At 45.1% G+C, this 16,681-nt stretch carries 14 protein-coding genes; 8 read left to right on the top strand and 6 right to left on the bottom strand.

The window, feature by feature from the left end:
• Window positions 1–14: 14 nt before the first annotated feature.
• The 6 genes from AC3CKG_RS24405 (at window position 15) to AC3CKG_RS24380 (ending at window position 9,005) form a co-directional block, all read left to right on the top strand.
• A complete protein-coding gene (locus tag AC3CKG_RS24405; protein WP_488529977.1) occupies window positions 15–1,475 on the top strand; it encodes an aldehyde dehydrogenase family protein in 1,461 nt (486 codons plus the stop codon).
• A gap of 210 nt (window positions 1,476–1,685) precedes the next feature.
• Window positions 1,686–2,681, top strand: coding sequence for a membrane dipeptidase (locus AC3CKG_RS24400; RefSeq protein WP_029222845.1), 996 nt, complete (start codon window positions 1,686–1,688; stop codon window positions 2,679–2,681).
• Between the two features lie 231 nt (window positions 2,682–2,912).
• Entirely contained in the window at window positions 2,913–4,508 is a 1,596-nt protein-coding gene (locus AC3CKG_RS24395) for a BCCT family transporter (RefSeq protein ID WP_017111918.1), read from the top strand.
• A gap of 268 nt (window positions 4,509–4,776) precedes the next feature.
• Window positions 4,777–6,591, top strand: a complete 1,815-nt coding sequence (locus AC3CKG_RS24390) for a hypothetical protein (RefSeq protein WP_488529552.1) — start codon at window positions 4,777–4,779, stop codon at window positions 6,589–6,591.
• Window positions 6,588–7,325: a DUF3726 domain-containing protein gene (locus AC3CKG_RS24385; protein ID WP_488529551.1), complete on the top strand. Its 738-nt coding sequence runs from the start codon at window positions 6,588–6,590 to the stop codon at window positions 7,323–7,325. The genes AC3CKG_RS24390 and AC3CKG_RS24385 overlap by 4 nt, the downstream gene beginning before the upstream one ends.
• A gap of 387 nt (window positions 7,326–7,712) precedes the next feature.
• Window positions 7,713–9,005 carry an alpha/beta fold hydrolase gene (locus tag AC3CKG_RS24380; RefSeq protein WP_488529550.1) on the top strand — a complete coding sequence of 431 codons (1,293 nt, stop codon included), beginning with the start codon at window positions 7,713–7,715 and terminating at the stop codon, window positions 9,003–9,005.
• 202 nt (window positions 9,006–9,207) lie between these two features.
• On the opposite strand, the gene AC3CKG_RS24375 is transcribed toward AC3CKG_RS24380, so the two are convergent.
• From AC3CKG_RS24375 to AC3CKG_RS24350, 6 genes are all read right to left on the bottom strand, one after another.
• Window positions 9,208–9,390, bottom strand: a complete 183-nt coding sequence (locus tag AC3CKG_RS24375) for a hypothetical protein (protein ID WP_004730424.1) — start codon at window positions 9,388–9,390, stop codon at window positions 9,208–9,210.
• 297 nt (window positions 9,391–9,687) lie between these two features.
• Entirely contained in the window at window positions 9,688–9,912 is a 225-nt protein-coding gene (locus AC3CKG_RS24370) for a PAS factor family protein (RefSeq protein ID WP_017111922.1), read from the bottom strand.
• Window positions 9,913–10,208: 296 nt separating this feature from the next.
• On the bottom strand, window positions 10,209–12,365 hold the full coding sequence (locus AC3CKG_RS24365; protein WP_488529549.1) for a c-type cytochrome: 2,157 nt from the start codon (window positions 12,363–12,365) through the stop codon (window positions 10,209–10,211).
• A complete protein-coding gene (locus AC3CKG_RS24360; RefSeq protein WP_017098968.1) occupies window positions 12,362–12,976 on the bottom strand; it encodes a cbb3-type cytochrome c oxidase subunit II in 615 nt (204 codons plus the stop codon). The genes AC3CKG_RS24365 and AC3CKG_RS24360 overlap by 4 nt, the downstream gene beginning before the upstream one ends.
• On the bottom strand, window positions 12,977–14,401 hold the full coding sequence (gene ccoN, locus AC3CKG_RS24355; RefSeq protein ID WP_099166663.1) for a cytochrome-c oxidase, cbb3-type subunit I: 1,425 nt from the start codon (window positions 14,399–14,401) through the stop codon (window positions 12,977–12,979).
• A 15-nt stretch (window positions 14,402–14,416) separates the two neighbouring features.
• A complete protein-coding gene (locus AC3CKG_RS24350; RefSeq protein WP_065104758.1) occupies window positions 14,417–14,812 on the bottom strand; it encodes a c-type cytochrome in 396 nt (131 codons plus the stop codon).
• 356 nt (window positions 14,813–15,168) lie between these two features.
• Between AC3CKG_RS24350 and AC3CKG_RS24345 the strand changes: the two genes are divergently transcribed.
• The gene (locus AC3CKG_RS24345; protein WP_032501250.1) at window positions 15,169–15,624 is read left to right on the top strand and encodes a putative pterin-binding protein; all 456 of its coding nucleotides are present in this window, start codon (window positions 15,169–15,171) and stop codon (window positions 15,622–15,624) included.
• Window positions 15,625–15,633: 9 nt separating this feature from the next.
• On the top strand, window positions 15,634–16,659 hold the full coding sequence (locus AC3CKG_RS24340; protein WP_017111928.1) for a diguanylate cyclase domain-containing protein: 1,026 nt from the start codon (window positions 15,634–15,636) through the stop codon (window positions 16,657–16,659).
• The last annotated feature ends 22 nt before the right edge of the window (window positions 16,660–16,681 follow it).

The raw sequence follows: 16,681 nt of genomic DNA, 5'->3' as shown, positions 1-16,681 counted from the left end.
ACAAGGACAGAATGATGACTCAATTACAGAATGTTCAAGCAGAAAACGCACTTTACATTGGCGGCGAATGGCAAGCGGGTGTAAGCACCGTTGCGAACATTAACCCATCAGATATTTCTGAAAACATCGGTAACTTTGCACAAGCAAGTGCTGACCAAGTTCAACAAGCGATTTCAGCGGCGAAGCACGCTCAACCAGAGTGGGAAAAAACGCCGATTGAACGTAAGCAAGCAGTACTTCAAGCGATTGGTGATGAGCTGATTGCACGTTGTGATGAGCTAGGTACGTTGCTTTCTCGTGAAGAAGGTAAGCCTTTTGCTGAAGGTCGTGGCGAAATTTACCGTGCAGGTCGATTCTTCCAGTACTTTGCGGCTGAAGTGCTTCGTCAAATTGGTGACAACGCAGAATCAGTACGCCCAGGCGTTTCTGTCGAAGTGACTCGTGAAGCGGTGGGTGTTATCGGCATCATCTCTCCTTGGAACTTCCCAACAGCAACAGCAGCTTGGAAAATCGCTCCAGCATTGGCTTTCGGTAACAGCGTTATCTGGAAACCAGCAAACCTAACACCAGCAAGTGCGGTTGCGTTAACCGAGATTATCCACCGTCAAGGCATGCCGGCAGGCACGTTCAACCTTGTTCTAGGTAGCGGTTCGAAAGTAGGTGATGCACTGATCAACTCTAAAGAAGTGAACGGTGTGAGCTTTACTGGTTCTGTTGATACAGGTCGTAAGGTTGCGGCGGCTACAGCGCCAAACTTCGTTCGTTGCCAATTAGAAATGGGCAGTAAGAACGCACTTGTGGTTGCTGATGATGCTGATATCCAAACAGCTGTTGATGCGACTATCGCAGGTTCATTCTCTGGCGCAGGTCAAAAATGTACAGCATCTTCTCGTCTAGTGGTTATGGATGGCATTCACGACCAATACGTTGAAGCACTAATCAAGCGTATGAGCGAGCTTAAAGTGGGTCACGCACTAGAAGACGGCGTATTCATGGGCCCTGTTGTCGATGGTAACCAACTTGAAGCAAACCTAGGTTGGGTTGAGAAAGCACGTCAAAGCGGCGGTGAGCTAGCATTTGGTGGCGAACGCCTAAGCATGAAACACGAAGGCTTCTACATGTCTCCAACGCTGTTCTTGAATACTAAGAACGATTGGGAAGTGAACCAAGAAGAAGTGTTTGCACCAATGGCAAGCGTGATTCGTGTAGCTGACCTAGAAGAAGCTATCGCGACAACAAACGATACTCGCTTTGGTCTAACGGGCGGCATCATTACTCAAAGCCTACGTACTAGCGCAATGTTCAAGCAACAAGCGCAAACAGGTTGTGTGATGGTGAACCTACCAACAGCAGGCACTGATTACCACGTACCGTTTGGTGGTCGTAAAGAGTCTAGCTTCGGTCCTCGTGAGCAAGGTCAGTACGCGAAAGAGTTCTACACAGTCGTGAAGACAGCTTACCAGCGTCCTTACTAATCAACTCTCTATATAAGAATTGGATAGCTGAGGATATTAAGTCCCAAGCTATCCAGCTATCGAATTGGCCTGATTCACAGAGTCAGGCCAACATCCCAACCAAAGCAGCAAACGAAATTAGACAAGTGATTTAACCCATTTTTGAAAACATGTTATTTGAGCGTGTTTTCAAAACCGAGCTAGAACACTGAGCTTTCAATAGGAGTGGTTATGTACCAGCAACGGATTGTTATAGATGGATTGCAATACTGCAATTGGAACAGAGAATATTTCCAAACACTAAAGGCGAGCGGCATTACAGCAGTTCACGCTACCGCGGTTTACCACGAGACAGCTCGTGAAACCTTATCTCGCTTTGCAGAATGGAACTTAAGATTCGAGCAGAATGCAGACATTATCATGCCGATTCATTCAATGGCTGATGTTGAAACTGCAAAAGCGACAGGCAAAGTCGGCATTTTTCTAGGTGCTCAAAACTGTTCTCCAATCGATGATGAGATTGGTCTTATCGAAGTAATGCGTCAGCAAGGTCTTTTGATCATGCAGCTTACTTACAACAACCAGAGCTTATTGGCGACGGGTTGCTACGAGAAGAACGACACAGGCATCACGCGCTTTGGTAAGCAAGCGATCGAAGAGATGAACCGAGTGGGCATGATCATCGATATGTCTCACAGTGCCGAGCGTTCAACGCTTGAGGCGATTGACCTATCTTCTCGTCCTATTTGTATCAGCCATGCGAACCCAACGTTTGCTCATGATGCACTACGAAACAAATCAAATGATGTGATTAAAGCCCTAACCGCACGCGGTGGCCTAATCGGATTCAGCTTGTACCCATTCCACCTACCAAATGGCAGCCAATGTACGTTGGAAGATTTCTGCCAAATGGTTGCGACGACCGCTGACATGGTTGGCGTAGAACACCTAGGTATTGGTAGTGACCTATGCTTAAACCAACCTCAAGCCGTTCTTGAATGGATGAGAAATGGTCGTTGGTCTAAAGCAATGGACTACGGTGAAGGCTCTGCGAACAACTCAGGTTGGCCAGATGCGTTGCCTTGGTTCTGTGGTAGTGCGGGTATGGAAAATATTTATAACGGATTGATGCGCCATGGTTTCAGCGAGTCTGAAGCTGGGCAAGTCTTGGGAGAAAACTGGTTTAACTTCTTGAAAGATGGCCTAGAGCCTCAAAGCAAGGGTTAGGTGCTTTCTCACTAGTAATCATTGAATTAGCAGCCTTCTAATTAACCTTCATTTAGAAGTGCTGTTGTAACCAATTTAACTATTCAAAAGGAACAACGGTCTATTTCGCAACGCGGTAACCCAAACATGGATTAGCCTGCCCAACACAAAAAACAATAGGGCAGGTGTTAAATACACCTCTTGTAGTCATCATTAAAATGACAGCTGCAAAGAAACCTCTGGAGTCAGAGTATGTCTGATTTAACCAATAGCGTGAAATCTTCAAACGTAAATGCGGGTCAAGCAAACACAGCAAGCAAAAAACCTCAGTCTGAATCTACTTCAGACAAATTAGGACTAACCAACCCAGCACTTTGGTACAGCGGCGGTTTTATCGCTCTGTTCGTAACACTTGCTTTGTTTGACGGGGAGCTACTCTCTACCCTAGTAAACACGGGCTTTGCATGGTCTGTAAAAGTGTTCGGCCCTTATTGGCAAATGCTTCTTCTTCTGACTTTTCTTATTGGTCTTGGCCTGGCGGCAGGGCGAACAGGCAAGGTTATCCTAGGCGGCATCGCGAAACCTGAAATGGATGGCTTCCGTTGGATGGCTATCATCTTCTGTACGTTACTTGCGGGTGGCGGTGTATTTTGGGCAGCAGCAGAGCCTATCGCACACTACGTTAACCCACCGCCGTTGTATGGCGCACAAGAAAACGCACAGCAAGGCGCAGTGAATGCGTTATCACAATCATTCATGCACTGGGGTTTCCTCGCATGGGCAATTGTGGGCAGCTTAACGTCTATCGTGGTTATGCACCTTCACTACGACAAAGGTTTGCCTCTTAAACCTCGTATTTTGCTTTACCCAGTTTTGGGCGAAAGAGCACTGAAAGGCCATACCGGCGCACTGATTGATGCATGTTGTATTGTCGCTGTAGCGGCGGGTACTATCGGTCCGATTGGTTTCTTAGGCTTGCAAGTCAGCTACGCTCTGAACGAATTGTTTGGTATTCCAGATGGCTTCACAACACAACTAATCATCATCTTGTTCGCTATCGTGCTTTACACATTGTCGGCATTAAGTGGTCTTAACCGCGGAATGCAAATGCTAAGCCGTTACAACGTAATTTTAGCAATGGCATTGATGGTTTACATCCTTATCTTCGGTCCAACGAACTTCATCTTCAATGGCTACATTCAAGGTGTAGGCAGCATGATAGATAACTTCATCCCAATGGCAACATACCGTGGTGATGAAGGTTGGTTAAGCTGGTGGACGGTGTTCTTCTGGGGTTGGTTCTTAGGTTACGGCCCAATGATGGCAATCTTCATCGCTCGTATTTCACGCGGTCGTAGTATTCGCCAATTGGTATCAACCATTAGCCTTATCGCACCGTTTGTAACTTGCTTCTGGTTCACGATTGTTGGTGGCTCTGGTCTTGCGTTTGAAATTGCAGATCCAGGCAGCGTAAGTAAAGCGTTCGAAGGCTTCAACTTACCAGGCGCACTACTGGCGGTAACTCAGCAGCTACCTATGCCGATGCTTATCTCTATTCTGTTCTTGATCTTAACCACGATCTTCATCGTAACGACCGGTGACTCGATGACTTACACCATCAGTGTGGTTATCAGTGGTGAGACAGAACCGAATGCAATTATTCGTACTTTCTGGGGTGTGATGATGGGGGTAACAGCGTTGATTCTGATTTCCCTAGGTTCTGGCGGTATTTCAGCGCTGCAATCGTTCATTGTTATCACAGCGGTACCGGTGTCCTTAATCTTACTGCCATCGCTCTGGAATGCGCCTCAAATCGCAATCAAGATGGCAAAAGAACAGGGTTTTTAAAAAGCTGGTTTTTTTAAAGAAAAGAGCTCTGTGAGGCAAGATCTCTGTAAAAAAGAGACTGTAAGAAATTAAATAAGAACAAATCAGCCTTTGAAAGAAGGCTGATCCAAAATTCCGAAAGGAACAGCAAACCCGAACTGGTGAAAATACATCGGACGGCAAAGTATTTAGGTCAATCGATCTAGTCAGGACAAATAATAAGGGGTGAGCTCGCTTGCCCCACATAACGTGAAAGCTAACCAGCATACTGTAACAACGAATGCTTCAAATGACGGCAACGATCGGTTCTGAATGGCTAGCAAAATCCTATAACTATAAGGTGGTGAGCAAAATGGATGCACATCGTTCTACCTACACTGAATCAGCATTACGTGACGCAACAGTCGTCATGGCACCGGAAAGGCTAGGTGCGATGCACCAAACACGCATCAGCTTCGTGAGAACTCTGATTCGTAAAATGGCGCAGCAAGAATGGAAAGTGACAAAACATGAATGGCAATTAGACGCTCAGGGTTTTGGTCATGTTATCTATAAGCTAGCAACGCCAAACCATGTTTATCATTTGGTTGTTTTTTGCGATGAAATTGCAGATGACGAACGAAATGACCGTGTAATAGCTGAAAAGTGGGACGTAACGTTTGCGCTTGTTCTTGGTGATGTTGATGTCACCCTGCTTGAAAGACTTCGTGCGAATGTACCGCTTCAAGAAGCCGGCCGTAATCCTAACAATGTGCTTGTTTTAGCGCGTGCAAACAAAAGTGTACGTGTGTTTGAACATATCGTTAGTCACTTGGCTAAAGGTGTTCAACCAACGCCCAAAGAACTGGCTGAAGTAGGCTACATCCTGCGAACCACTGCCGTTTATGGTAATGGCAAATTTGGCATCGCTGACTTTAAAATCTTAGAAAAAAATGAAGATTTCAATCAGTCGTTCAGTGCACAAATGTGTGCGGTTTATATGCTGCGTGAGTTCAGCCTAGATTGGGTTCATTACCTAGCAGAACAACAAGGCGGCGAACAAGCGATTGCTTTACATCGTGGATTACAACGCTACCTAGGCGTTGGTAACGCGACAGGCTTAGGCATGGCGCCATACCTGATTAACCACCCAAGTATTGTCGATCAGTGGATGACAACCCGTGAACATGCATTGGCGGACGTGTTGTCCAGTCAGACTGATACGGCGTTGATTGAGCCACTGCGTACATTAGTTAAAAAAGCGATTTGTCATTTAGAACAAGTCGTTACCATCAATGAAACACAGCAAGAGCTAAACAAAGCTGCTGTTGATGATTTGAAAGAAACAGAGCAATCGCTAGAAACGTCTGTCAGCCAGTGTGATACATGGGCGCAGTTAGTCGAGCAATCAAAGCAAATGAGTATGGAAGCCCAAGAAATCCTTATCTCATGCTTGATGGAATTGTACCCAGAATTAGTGGACGCCCATCAAGAGCAAATGAATTGCAGCGAAACACTGTCGCTTCCTAGCGGCAAAAAGATTCAAGACCTTCTGGTTGTATTAGAAGAAAAGTACCGTTGGGCGATCACGACCGACTTTACTGAAGCAGAAAACAACTACTGGTTCTGGTATCGCTCTCAAGACAAAGAAGAGCCAAGGCTCGGAGTTCGAGGCGAAGAGTTGGGTGAAGAGCGTGAATTGCCGTTGGATATCGGTCGTCAAGCTTACCGTTTGTACCATGCTTTATTGCAATTTGCGCCTGAGCTTTCATTGGCCGAATTCCTTGTTAAACAGCCGCAACACCGTGCAATCGCGCGCCGTGTGTGGACGCTGGGTAACAAAGCGATGGGCGACATTCAAATGAATGTGTTGCACCAAGATTCACCACCAATGCACTTGTTGCGCTGTAAGCTTGCGATGTTTGGTGCGACTAAGTTTGATCCTCGCTCAGATCGCTGGGTACGAGTGACGTTTTTCCAAGGTGCGCCACTGCTTGATGAAATTCATCAGGACGAATGGGTGTTCCCAGTCTTACCAAGTGAAGCACCAAGTGAAGCAGAGCTCGCTGACTCACAAAAAGCTACTACAAATATCAACGCTCAACATGGAGGTAAATCGTTATGATCGTTTCTCACAATGAACTGGTAGCGGCCGTTAATAAAGCCTTTTTAGGTATGCGTCGTACATGTGGTGAAGCTGATGTGATAGCGAACATGGTGGCAGATTTACAAATGGTGGGTTTGGATGGTGTTCGTCATTTTAACAATGCGAGCAACTTCATTGGGCTAGAAGACGATTGCCCTGTAGACATTCAAGTACGCAGCGATAACACGGTTGAAGTCGACCTGCATAAGGCGAGTTTAGCGTGCCACCTGCCAGTGGTGATGGATTACGCCATTGAAAAAATGGTCGGTAAAAAGACGCTGAGAATTGAGCTAAATAACTGCCACAACCGTTGGTTGGCGTACAGCGAGCTTGTAAAACTGGCAGCAAAAGGTATTGCGTGCATGGCACGTTGGGATAACGGCTCTAACCCTAAGAGTACTTTGTATGTTCTTAATCGTGGTTGCGTTGCTCCAGAACTGTTTTTATCAGATTTGCCACTGACATCGTACGAACATATCCACAATATGACCATCGAACTTTCCGTCCAGGATTTCGATATCGAACGTTTGTCAGATGGCTACCAAACACACATTGAATCAGAAGCGCTTTTTAAAACTCAAGAGAAAGCGTGGAACGATGGTATTGAGGTTGATGATGGGGAGTGGGCGGCACTGAAAGAGACCGCTACCGCAATCCTAGTTCAGAGTAGCGAACGCTCGACTCAAGGTGCAGGTGAACTGACGGCTTCGTAGTCGCTAGATTTAATAGGTTCATTAGAACTAACAGGTTCGATAGATTAACAGCGAGTAATTCGGTTAGTTTATCAACACAGATAAAACCAAAGAGCTTAACGAATCCTCACCTCGTTAAGCTCTTTTTATTTGCCTCACGCTTTGGATTTGCTTTACCTCATTCTTTTGATCTCTCGCTGGATCTACCTATTCTAAACTGACTGTTTTGACACACGTTGTTACCCGTTGAGAGGTAATTGAACAATTAAACGAAGCACCCTCACATTCATGTTCAACAAACGGTTTCATTTACAAGCTACTATGCGTATCTTGCTAACTGAAAGGTGCCAAAGGGCGCCGTTTTTATTCGTACCGATGACTTTAGAATCAGATAAAAAGGAATGAAGCGTGCAAGCTAACTTTATTGATGGAACCACCCTGTATCGTCAGCACTCTTTTGAGTTGCCTCTCGATTACCAAGCCAAAGATGGACAACAGATCCAAGTCTTCGCACGTGAGCTGGTTGATCTCGCTAAAGATGCGCAAGAGCTGCCGTGGCTTATCTACTTTCAGGGCGGCCCAGGCTTTCCATCTCCACGAGTGAGCGGTCAATCAGGTTGGCTAAAGCGTGCATTACAAAACTATCGTGTTCTGCTTCTGGACCAGCGTGGTACAGGCAACAGCACGGTGATCAGCCATGAAACGTTGGCCCTTCAGTCTCCAGAACAACAAGTTGAGTACTTAACGCATTTCAGAGCGGATAACATCGTTCGTGACGCTGAAGCGATTCGTGAACAGTTTGGTGTTAAGCAATGGTCGACGATTGGTCAAAGCTTTGGTGGCTTCTGTACACTGAGCTATTTGTCACTGTTCCCACAGAGCTTGCAGCGTTGTTATGTGACGGGCGGCATTCCTTCTATTGAACGAGAAGCTGACGATGTTTATCGTGCGACTTACAAGCGTGTAGAGGACAAAAACAGAGCCTTCTTTGCTCAGTTCCCACAAGCACAAGCTATGTGTCGTGAGATCTCTGATTACCTGCTTAACAATGATGTGAGACTGCCAAACGGTCAGGTGTTTACCGTTGAACAGTTCCAGTTGATCGGCATTAATCTTGGTGGCGGCGAAGCAAACCTTCCAATGTATTTCACACTGGAGAGTGCGTTTGTTGAAGTGAAAGGAAGCAAGCAGCTGAGCTACAGTTTCTTAAATCAAATGCAGCAAGAGCAGGGCTACCTAACGAACCCAATCTACGCTATTTTGCATGAATCGATTTACTGCCAAGGTGCAGCGTCTAACTGGTCTGCACACCGAGTACGCGAGCAGTACCCACACTTTAACTACCAATCAGGTAGCGAGTTCTGGTTTACCGGAGAAATGGTGTACCCATGGATGTTCGACCAACTAGAAACGTTGAAACCACTGCGTGAAGCGGCAAACATGTTGGCCGAGAAGTCGGACTGGGGCTCTTTGTACAACGCAGAGCAGCTGAATAAGAATACGGTTCCAATGGCATGCGCAGTTTACGCGGATGATATGTATGTAGAACTGGATTACAGCCGTGAAACGCTGGCGAACATTCCAAACTCAAAAGCGTGGATCACTAACGAGTATGAACACAATGGCTTGAGAGTCGATGGCGAACGAATTGTAGATAAATTAATGACGATGGTTGAAGCGTTAGAGAACCTGCCAAAATAGTCAAACTGTCTACGTAAAGCTATGTACGCTAGAGGCTATCTATATCTACGTTAGAAATAAGATTCGCTAGAAACAAGAAAACGCTGCATCCGTGCAGCGTTTTTTTATGTCATCAAACTCTGTTTTTACTCAGTATCGTATTGATTACTAAAGCGAGTAAAACAGAGAGTTTAAGAACCGGGAGGGATAGTTCCTAAACTCATTATGGTTGGATGACGATATCTTGATTTTCAGTAGTCGATAAGCTGGCGCGGTTCTGTTCGATAAGTTGAGCCGCATAAGAGGGAGTCACAGCTTGAATTTCGCCTTTCGAACGAATAGTTAGTGCTTCCCACGCATGATCACGATATTTGCCTGTTTGTGTATATTCAATAAGTACTCTCATGATTCTTCCATCCGGTGTGTGGTTAACGTGCTACTAACATTAGCGCTATTATGATGGTTACACACCTGTTAAAAATGGAACATAAGATTAACCAAATGAGAATGCGTGTAACTTGAAAAACAGAGAGAATTGGACTTGTCGAGAACCGTTATCAATACGGTTTGGCTGCTAGGAAGCAAAAATTTGAAGCTGGGAGTTAGGTCTATGTATGGAAGTACTTGCGGTGGTAAAACAAAAAACGCTGCGGATTCGCAGCGTTTTAATTTTTTAGAAAGAGATACTGAGTATCAAGGCTGGTTATTTCTTCAAACCAACAATCTTACATGCGGAAGTGACCGCACTTTCAAGGTCGGTTAAACGGCCTGCACTGGCTGGTCCTAGGACATTTGAATACAAGGCTAACTGCTTCTCAAATGATAAATCTAATTGGTTGTATAGATTTTGGCGAATTTGAGCGTGCTGTTGAGGCTCTGCGCTCGATAACCCTTCCAATGTATCGTAGATGAGAGTTGTTGTATCCATAGACGGTCCCTTAGTACATCTTTATAAAATAATGAAGATTATGCACTTAGTCACATCTTTGTTCTGGGATATCGATCTCATTATGTGTGAATTGACTTTATTATGTAATCAGTTAGTTAAAACGTTTGGTGGATAAAGTGTCGAGGTTGAGTGTGATTAGAATATCAAAAACACGGTTGTATCAAAGCTCGTCTGTACTCAAATACAGTTGTATTGGAGACCGTTCTATTAAAAACTGCTTTATTAATAAAAGGCAGGAGGCCTGAATTTGGCCTCCTGCGTGGTCTGTTTGTCGACTAACGAATGTTAATATTCTTATCTCGACTTTCGTACATTTCAGGTGTGGTGTGTAACCCTCCTGCGTAACCTGCAGCTTCAAGCGTTTCTCTTACCTCTCGAACGTGCTCTGCCGTTACTGGTTCCTCTCTATCTCCAAGGTGCAATCGCACGAAGGTGATCAACTCAGCCAACCTTTGATCCGACAGCACATCTTCAAAGCTTGCCATTGGCATGAAGTTTCTGTCTTTGTCGAGATAGGTGGGTTGTAGGCCACGCACGGTTACCGCGATGGTGTTGAATGGATCGCTGTGCATGATGATACCGTTGTTCAACAGAGTAGGGGCGATAGGGTCACGTCCTTTACCATCGTCTCCATGACAAGCTCCACATGTCTGGCGATAAGTGGTGTAAATGTCAGTCGCGTAAGAGTCTTCATCAAACCCTTTAGGCTTCAACGGAACTGCGTCGCTACTGATGGTGTTGTTGATGTCACCACTGAGTAGGTAATAGGACATCGACTCGATATCTTCACGTGTCATCAGGCTAAGGCTGTTTTTCACTACGTCTGCCATGCCGGCAAAAGCAGTCCCTTTGTCTGAGTGACCTGTGTGTAAGAAATCGGTCAGTGTCGCTTCATCCCAACCATCAACATACAGTTCGTTGGCCGTGATATCGGGCGCATTCCAACCGTCAATCAAGTTGCCTTGGAAAATACGTTCTGGTATCAGAGCTTGAGCAATGTTTCGCGGGGTGTGGCACTCAGAGCAGTGTCCAAGGCCAGCCACCCAATATTTCCCTTGCTGCCATTTCTCAACGTTTTCGACTTCCGTTTTAAGCTCTTCGGGCACTTGGTAGTCGATCGGGTCGGTATCCATGAACACAATGTTCCACCCGAGCAGACCTAGACGTATATTCGATGGGAACATCATGCTGTTGTCGTCATTGCGGCGAGGCACCGCGGTGATTGACTGCATGTATTCCCACAAATCGACCATGTCTTGGTCGGTGAGGTATTGATAAGAGGTGTAAGGCATTGCAGGGTACAGGTAACCATTCTTACCTTTACCTGCAACTAATGCGGCTCGGAAATCATCAAAGTCATAAGTACCAATACCTTCTGTTGTGTGGGGCGTAATATTGGTTGAATAGACGGTGCCAAAAGGTGTCACAAAAGGAAGCCCGCCAGCAAAAGGTTCGCCACCTTCTGCACTATGACAAGCGACACAGTCACCGGCATAAGCGAGATATTCACCACGTTCAACAGACTGAGCTTCTAGGTTCGCGAGTCTTTGCTGCTGCTCTGATCCCGCATGTCGGATGTAAGCACCCAGTGCGAATATCTCATTCTCCGTAAGCTGTTTATCAAACGCAGGCATCAGGTTGTTCAAGCCTTTGTTGATAGTGTGTTGTATCTCTTCAATACTCCCTCCGTGCAGCCAGATATCGTCGGAAAGATCAGGTACGCCGATCGCCGGATTCGCGATAGAACCATCGGCGTGACAAGACGAGCAGTATTTCGCAAAGAGCTCTTTGCCGACTTTCACTTTTACTTCTGGAACATCAGTATGGCGTTGATTGAGCGAAGCTAAGTAATAAGAAACCTTAGCCACTTCATCGGGGCGCATTATCTCGCTCCAACCCGGCATCGCGCCATTTCGCCCTTTGGCGATCGAATGAATGATCGCTTCATCACTACCACCATATAGCCATTCTTGGTCAATAAGGTTAGGGAAGTGTTTCTGACCTTGAGCGTTGTCACGATGACAAGCCGCGCAGTGAGTTTGGAACAAGATTTGTCCGCTGTTTACTATTTCGGGTATGCCAGACAATCCTTCGAGGGTGGTTTCCGTTGTTTGAGAGAATTGCTCGTTTAACGTTGTGCTGGGTGAGCTGAGTTTGTCGTCACTTTGCTTCCAATCGACTAACCCTTCCCATTCACCAAGCCCGGGGTAGAGCACCAAATAGCCAGCAGACAATAGAAAGGAAATAGCATAGCTAACAAAGAGTAGTTTTGGCGGTGGCGCATCTTTTTCTTCAATCCCATCAAAAGTGCCAAGGGTGTGGTCTTGATCGGCTTGGTGATTGCTACGCCAATATTTAACGATAACAGACACCATAAGAACGAAGAAGATTAAGGTTAAAATTACCGCCCATAGATTCCAAAATGCACTCATTGTGATACCTCCTGTGACGTATCTTTACCAAGGCTTTGTAGATAGCGGATCAGAGCTTCACCTTTGGTTTTTCCTCTTACTTGTAATCTGGCATCGCCTATTTCTTGGTCAGTATAAGGAACGCCAAGTATGCGGAGGGTCTCCATTTTGTCGCTTATGTCGTCACCTGACAGAGTCTGTTCAAATAACCAAGGGTAGGCGGGCATGATCGATGTCGGTACGACTTTTCGAGGGTCAATTAGATGAATAGCATGCCACTGGTCAGAATATTTTCTTCCTAAGTTAGTGAGGTCCGGCCCCGTGCGCTTAGAACCCCACAAGTTAGGAAATTCGTAGATGTCGTCTGCTTCTTTGTTCGGACGACCATTACGCTTCACTTCAGGCTCTAGAGGGCGAACCATTTGTGTATGGCACACATGACAGCCTTCACTGATGTAGATGTCTCGTCCTGCTAACTCAAGAGGTGTGAGTGGCATCGCTAAACTGCCTTTGGCAATGTCGTCTCCACGGACAATGCTAGGCACTACCCAAACCAACAGAGAGAAGGAAGCGACGACAACGGTGGTCAAAATTAAAATGACGATTGAATGTGTAAAGTCTTTACTCATCATTTAAGCTCCCTCATTAACGGCGTGTTTAGCGTTATGTACTACTGGCATACGAACGGTTTTAAATAAGTTAAATGCCATTAGGAATAAACCCAGAACAAACAGTGCACCACCAAAGAATCGTAAGAACAACCAAGGTGCTTTAAAGTCCATAGCCTCTACAAAGCTGTATATTAGTTCGCCATTTTCATTTTGGGCGAGCCACATATAACCTTCGCCGATACCCGCGACCCAAAGCGCAATCGCATAAATGGCGACGCCAGCATGGGCAAGCCAGAAGTGCCACTTAATCAGTCGTCGTGACCAAAGATCGGTTTGGCCCCACAAGCGCGGAATGAAGTAGTAAAAAACCGCTATCCCTGACATTCCCACCCATCCGAGTGCTGCGGAATGTACGTGGCCGATTATCCATTCGGTGTTGTGTGCCACCATGTTGAACCAGCGGATAGCAAGTAACGGGCCTTCGAATGTTGCTAAGCAGTAGTAAAGAATCGCTGAGAAAAAGAATAAAAGAATGTAGTCGGACTTCAGCTTTTCTTTGTTTTGTAGAAGGGTCATTGCGCTATTGAAAGCACCAGCCCAGGAAGGGAGCCACAGGATCAATGACATCACGATTCCGATGTTCTGAATCCAGATGGGAACGGAAGAGTAGACTAAGTGGTGCGTTCCGGCCCACGTGTAAAAGCCGACCAAGCCCCAAAAATGGATCACAGACAAGCGGTACGAATAGATAGGTCGGTCCGCTGCTTTGGGTATGAAATAGTAATTCATACCAATCACACCAGCGGTCAGTAAGAAACCAACGGCATTATGTCCCCACCACCATTGAACAATCGCATCTTGAGCACCTGCGAATACAGAGTAGGACTTCATAGCCGAGACCGGCATCGCAAGATTGTTCACAATGAAAATCATGGCAACAACGATAATGAAAGCAGCAAAAAACCAGTTAGCCACGAAGATATGGCTCACTTTCCGCTTGGCAAGGGTGCCAAAGAACAACACTGCATAGAGCACCCAAACCAGTACAATCATTAAGTCGATTGGCCATTCAAGTTCCGCATACTCTTTTGAGCTGGTGTGGCCCCCAGGCAAGGAGATGACCGCGAGTAGTAGAATAAATTGCCATCCCCAAAAGACCATCCACGACAGGCTTTTATTGAACAGCTCGCAATGGCCAGTTCGTTGGGCAATATAGAGTGAAGTCCCCATTAAAATATTCACCACAAACCCATAGATAACGCCTGAGGTATGCAGAGGGCGAAGACGACCAAATTGGAAATATTGAGAATCGAAATTGAGCACAGGCCAATACAATTGAGCGGCGAGGATCACGCCGATGATCATACCCACAATCGCCCAGATTAAAGAGGCGATGATAAAGTATCTCACGACCTTGATGCTGTACTGCGTTGTCACTTGTTCCATAACAAGGCTCCTTTCCTACAGTTTTGAATTACTGTCTGTTTTTGAGTCGCTAACTGAACTTGATTCCTTGCCGAGCATTGAATAGAAGTAGGAGATATCTCGGATGTCCTGATCTGAAAGTGTGTCGGCTTGTTGCTGCATGAGAATCGCCAAACCACTGGTTCTTTCCCTTGTCTGATAATCTTTTAGTGAGGAAATGAGATACCCTATTTTTTGGCCACGAAGGTTCGGATAGGGGTCTTGAGTTGAGATACCATCAACGCCATGACAAGTCATACACACCTTGGCTTTTTGTTTTCCTAACTCGAACTGCTCGTCGTTAGATTCTGCGTAAACTGGATTCATGACAGCCGTCATTAGCAGAATGGAAAGTGCGGTTATGGGGTTAAACTTTTGCTTATTTAATCTCATTACGTATTCCCTTATTGAAGAAAAGAGCGAGTGCTTGATGAACCTCAGAAAACACTCACCTTGGTGTAAAGGTTATGCATGCATAAGCGTTCTCGCTACTCAGTTACTCATTTTTATTGTCAATTTTATCGGTCACTACGTATTCATCACGGGAATTGGATTACTTATTAACCACAAAAAAGCTGTTTTTATTTAAATCGAGCAGCGCTAATAGCACGGTAAACCGAGGGTTATGGGATTTCATGGAATATAGGAGAAACGTGGAAGGTGGACTGAAATTAGCGAACGACTTACACCAATTAAATGGCGAATATGAACTAGACTCAAATTAGTGACCTTTTAAAATGGAGTTTAAAATGAGAACTGCACTTCTGTTTATACTTTCATTGTGTTCATTTTCTATTTTCGCGGCATCAGAACTCACCGTATTCGACCACTTAGGGCAAAAACATCAATTAAGTAGAGAACAGCTGTTATTGCTTCCTCAAAAAGAAATAACGACGACGTTACCGTGGGTTGATGGAGAGTTGGTTTATAGCGGCGTAACCTTGCAAACTATACTCGAAACCATGGACTTGCCTATCTCATCGCAAGTCACTTTTGTTGCATTGAACGACTACAAAATCGCTGTTCCTAAAGAAGACTTCTATGATTACCAACCGATCATTGCGATTAAACAAAATGGCCAATTTATGTCGGTTAGGGACAAAGGTCCATATTGGTTGATCTATCCGCTTTCTTCGACTCCAGACATTGATAACACAGACTTCCATGCCAAGATGATTTGGCAGATACGAGATATTCATTTGTAAGGGATTACTATGAAAAAGCTGCTGTCATTGGCTGCCATTAAAATTGTCGTGTTATCTTTGGCGGCAGTGGTACTCACCGTAAATATCTACAGTGTCACGCGCATTAACGACATCAATAAGAGTTTTTCGAATCGACAAAATGAAGCAACGTGGTTCGTTTTTCAGCTAGTAAAAGAATACGCTAACTTCTTGATGGTCAGTCGCTCTGACACCATCGATTATGATGAGTTATGGTTAGCGTACGATATTACTTGGAGTCGTTTTGATATATTGATTAATAGCACTGAGTCTTCCAATTTCATTAAATCGGCGAACTTTAAACCTTATTTCACCACAGAATTTGATAAGTTTAAGAGCTTGGAATCCTCCATTAAATTAGTTAACCAAGGTGTACTACCTAAAGAATCTCTGCAAAAAAAGGTCGATATTTGTTATCACACACTTGTAGACTTCATTAACGACAAGTTTCGCTTACAAAGCCCGGTAATTGAAGAAAACACCTCGATGGTTGATAAGTTAGTCATGGTGCATCAAATCAGTAGTCTATTCCTAGTTGTGATTTTGCTGATGACGGGGGCTATTTTCTATGTGGATTTCTCTGTTAAAAGAAAGCTCTACTCAACTGATTTCATCACAGGCTTTCGAAATCGAGTGTCATTGATGAAGTTCGTCAAAAACAACTATCCGAAAGACAACAACTTTGACCTTTACTTCGTACGCATCAGAAACCTAAGTGAAATTAACCAAAAATATGGACTTGAATATGGTGATCTCGTGGTGAGTTCGGCTGCCAAATCCCTCACCGCCAAGATCCCTGAAAGCACCATTTCATTCCGTAGCAGTGGAAGCCAGTTCTTATTCTTCATTCCAGATCATTTGTACGCGAGTGATGAAATTCAGGAAAAATTCAACGATGTGCTCAGTGATTACATTTCGGCGGGTAACTTAGAGTTGATGATAGACGCCGTAGTGAGACATAAGAAAAACATAAGCTCCAAAGACATGATGGAGCTACTGACTTCGATGCAAGGCTAAGCTTCTATAAGGTTTAGTCTCG

The organism is Vibrio sp. QJM3NY_15, assembly GCF_057785995.1.
Note: the sequence above shows the minus strand (reverse complement) of the source record. Positions and strands in the feature narration are given on the sequence as shown.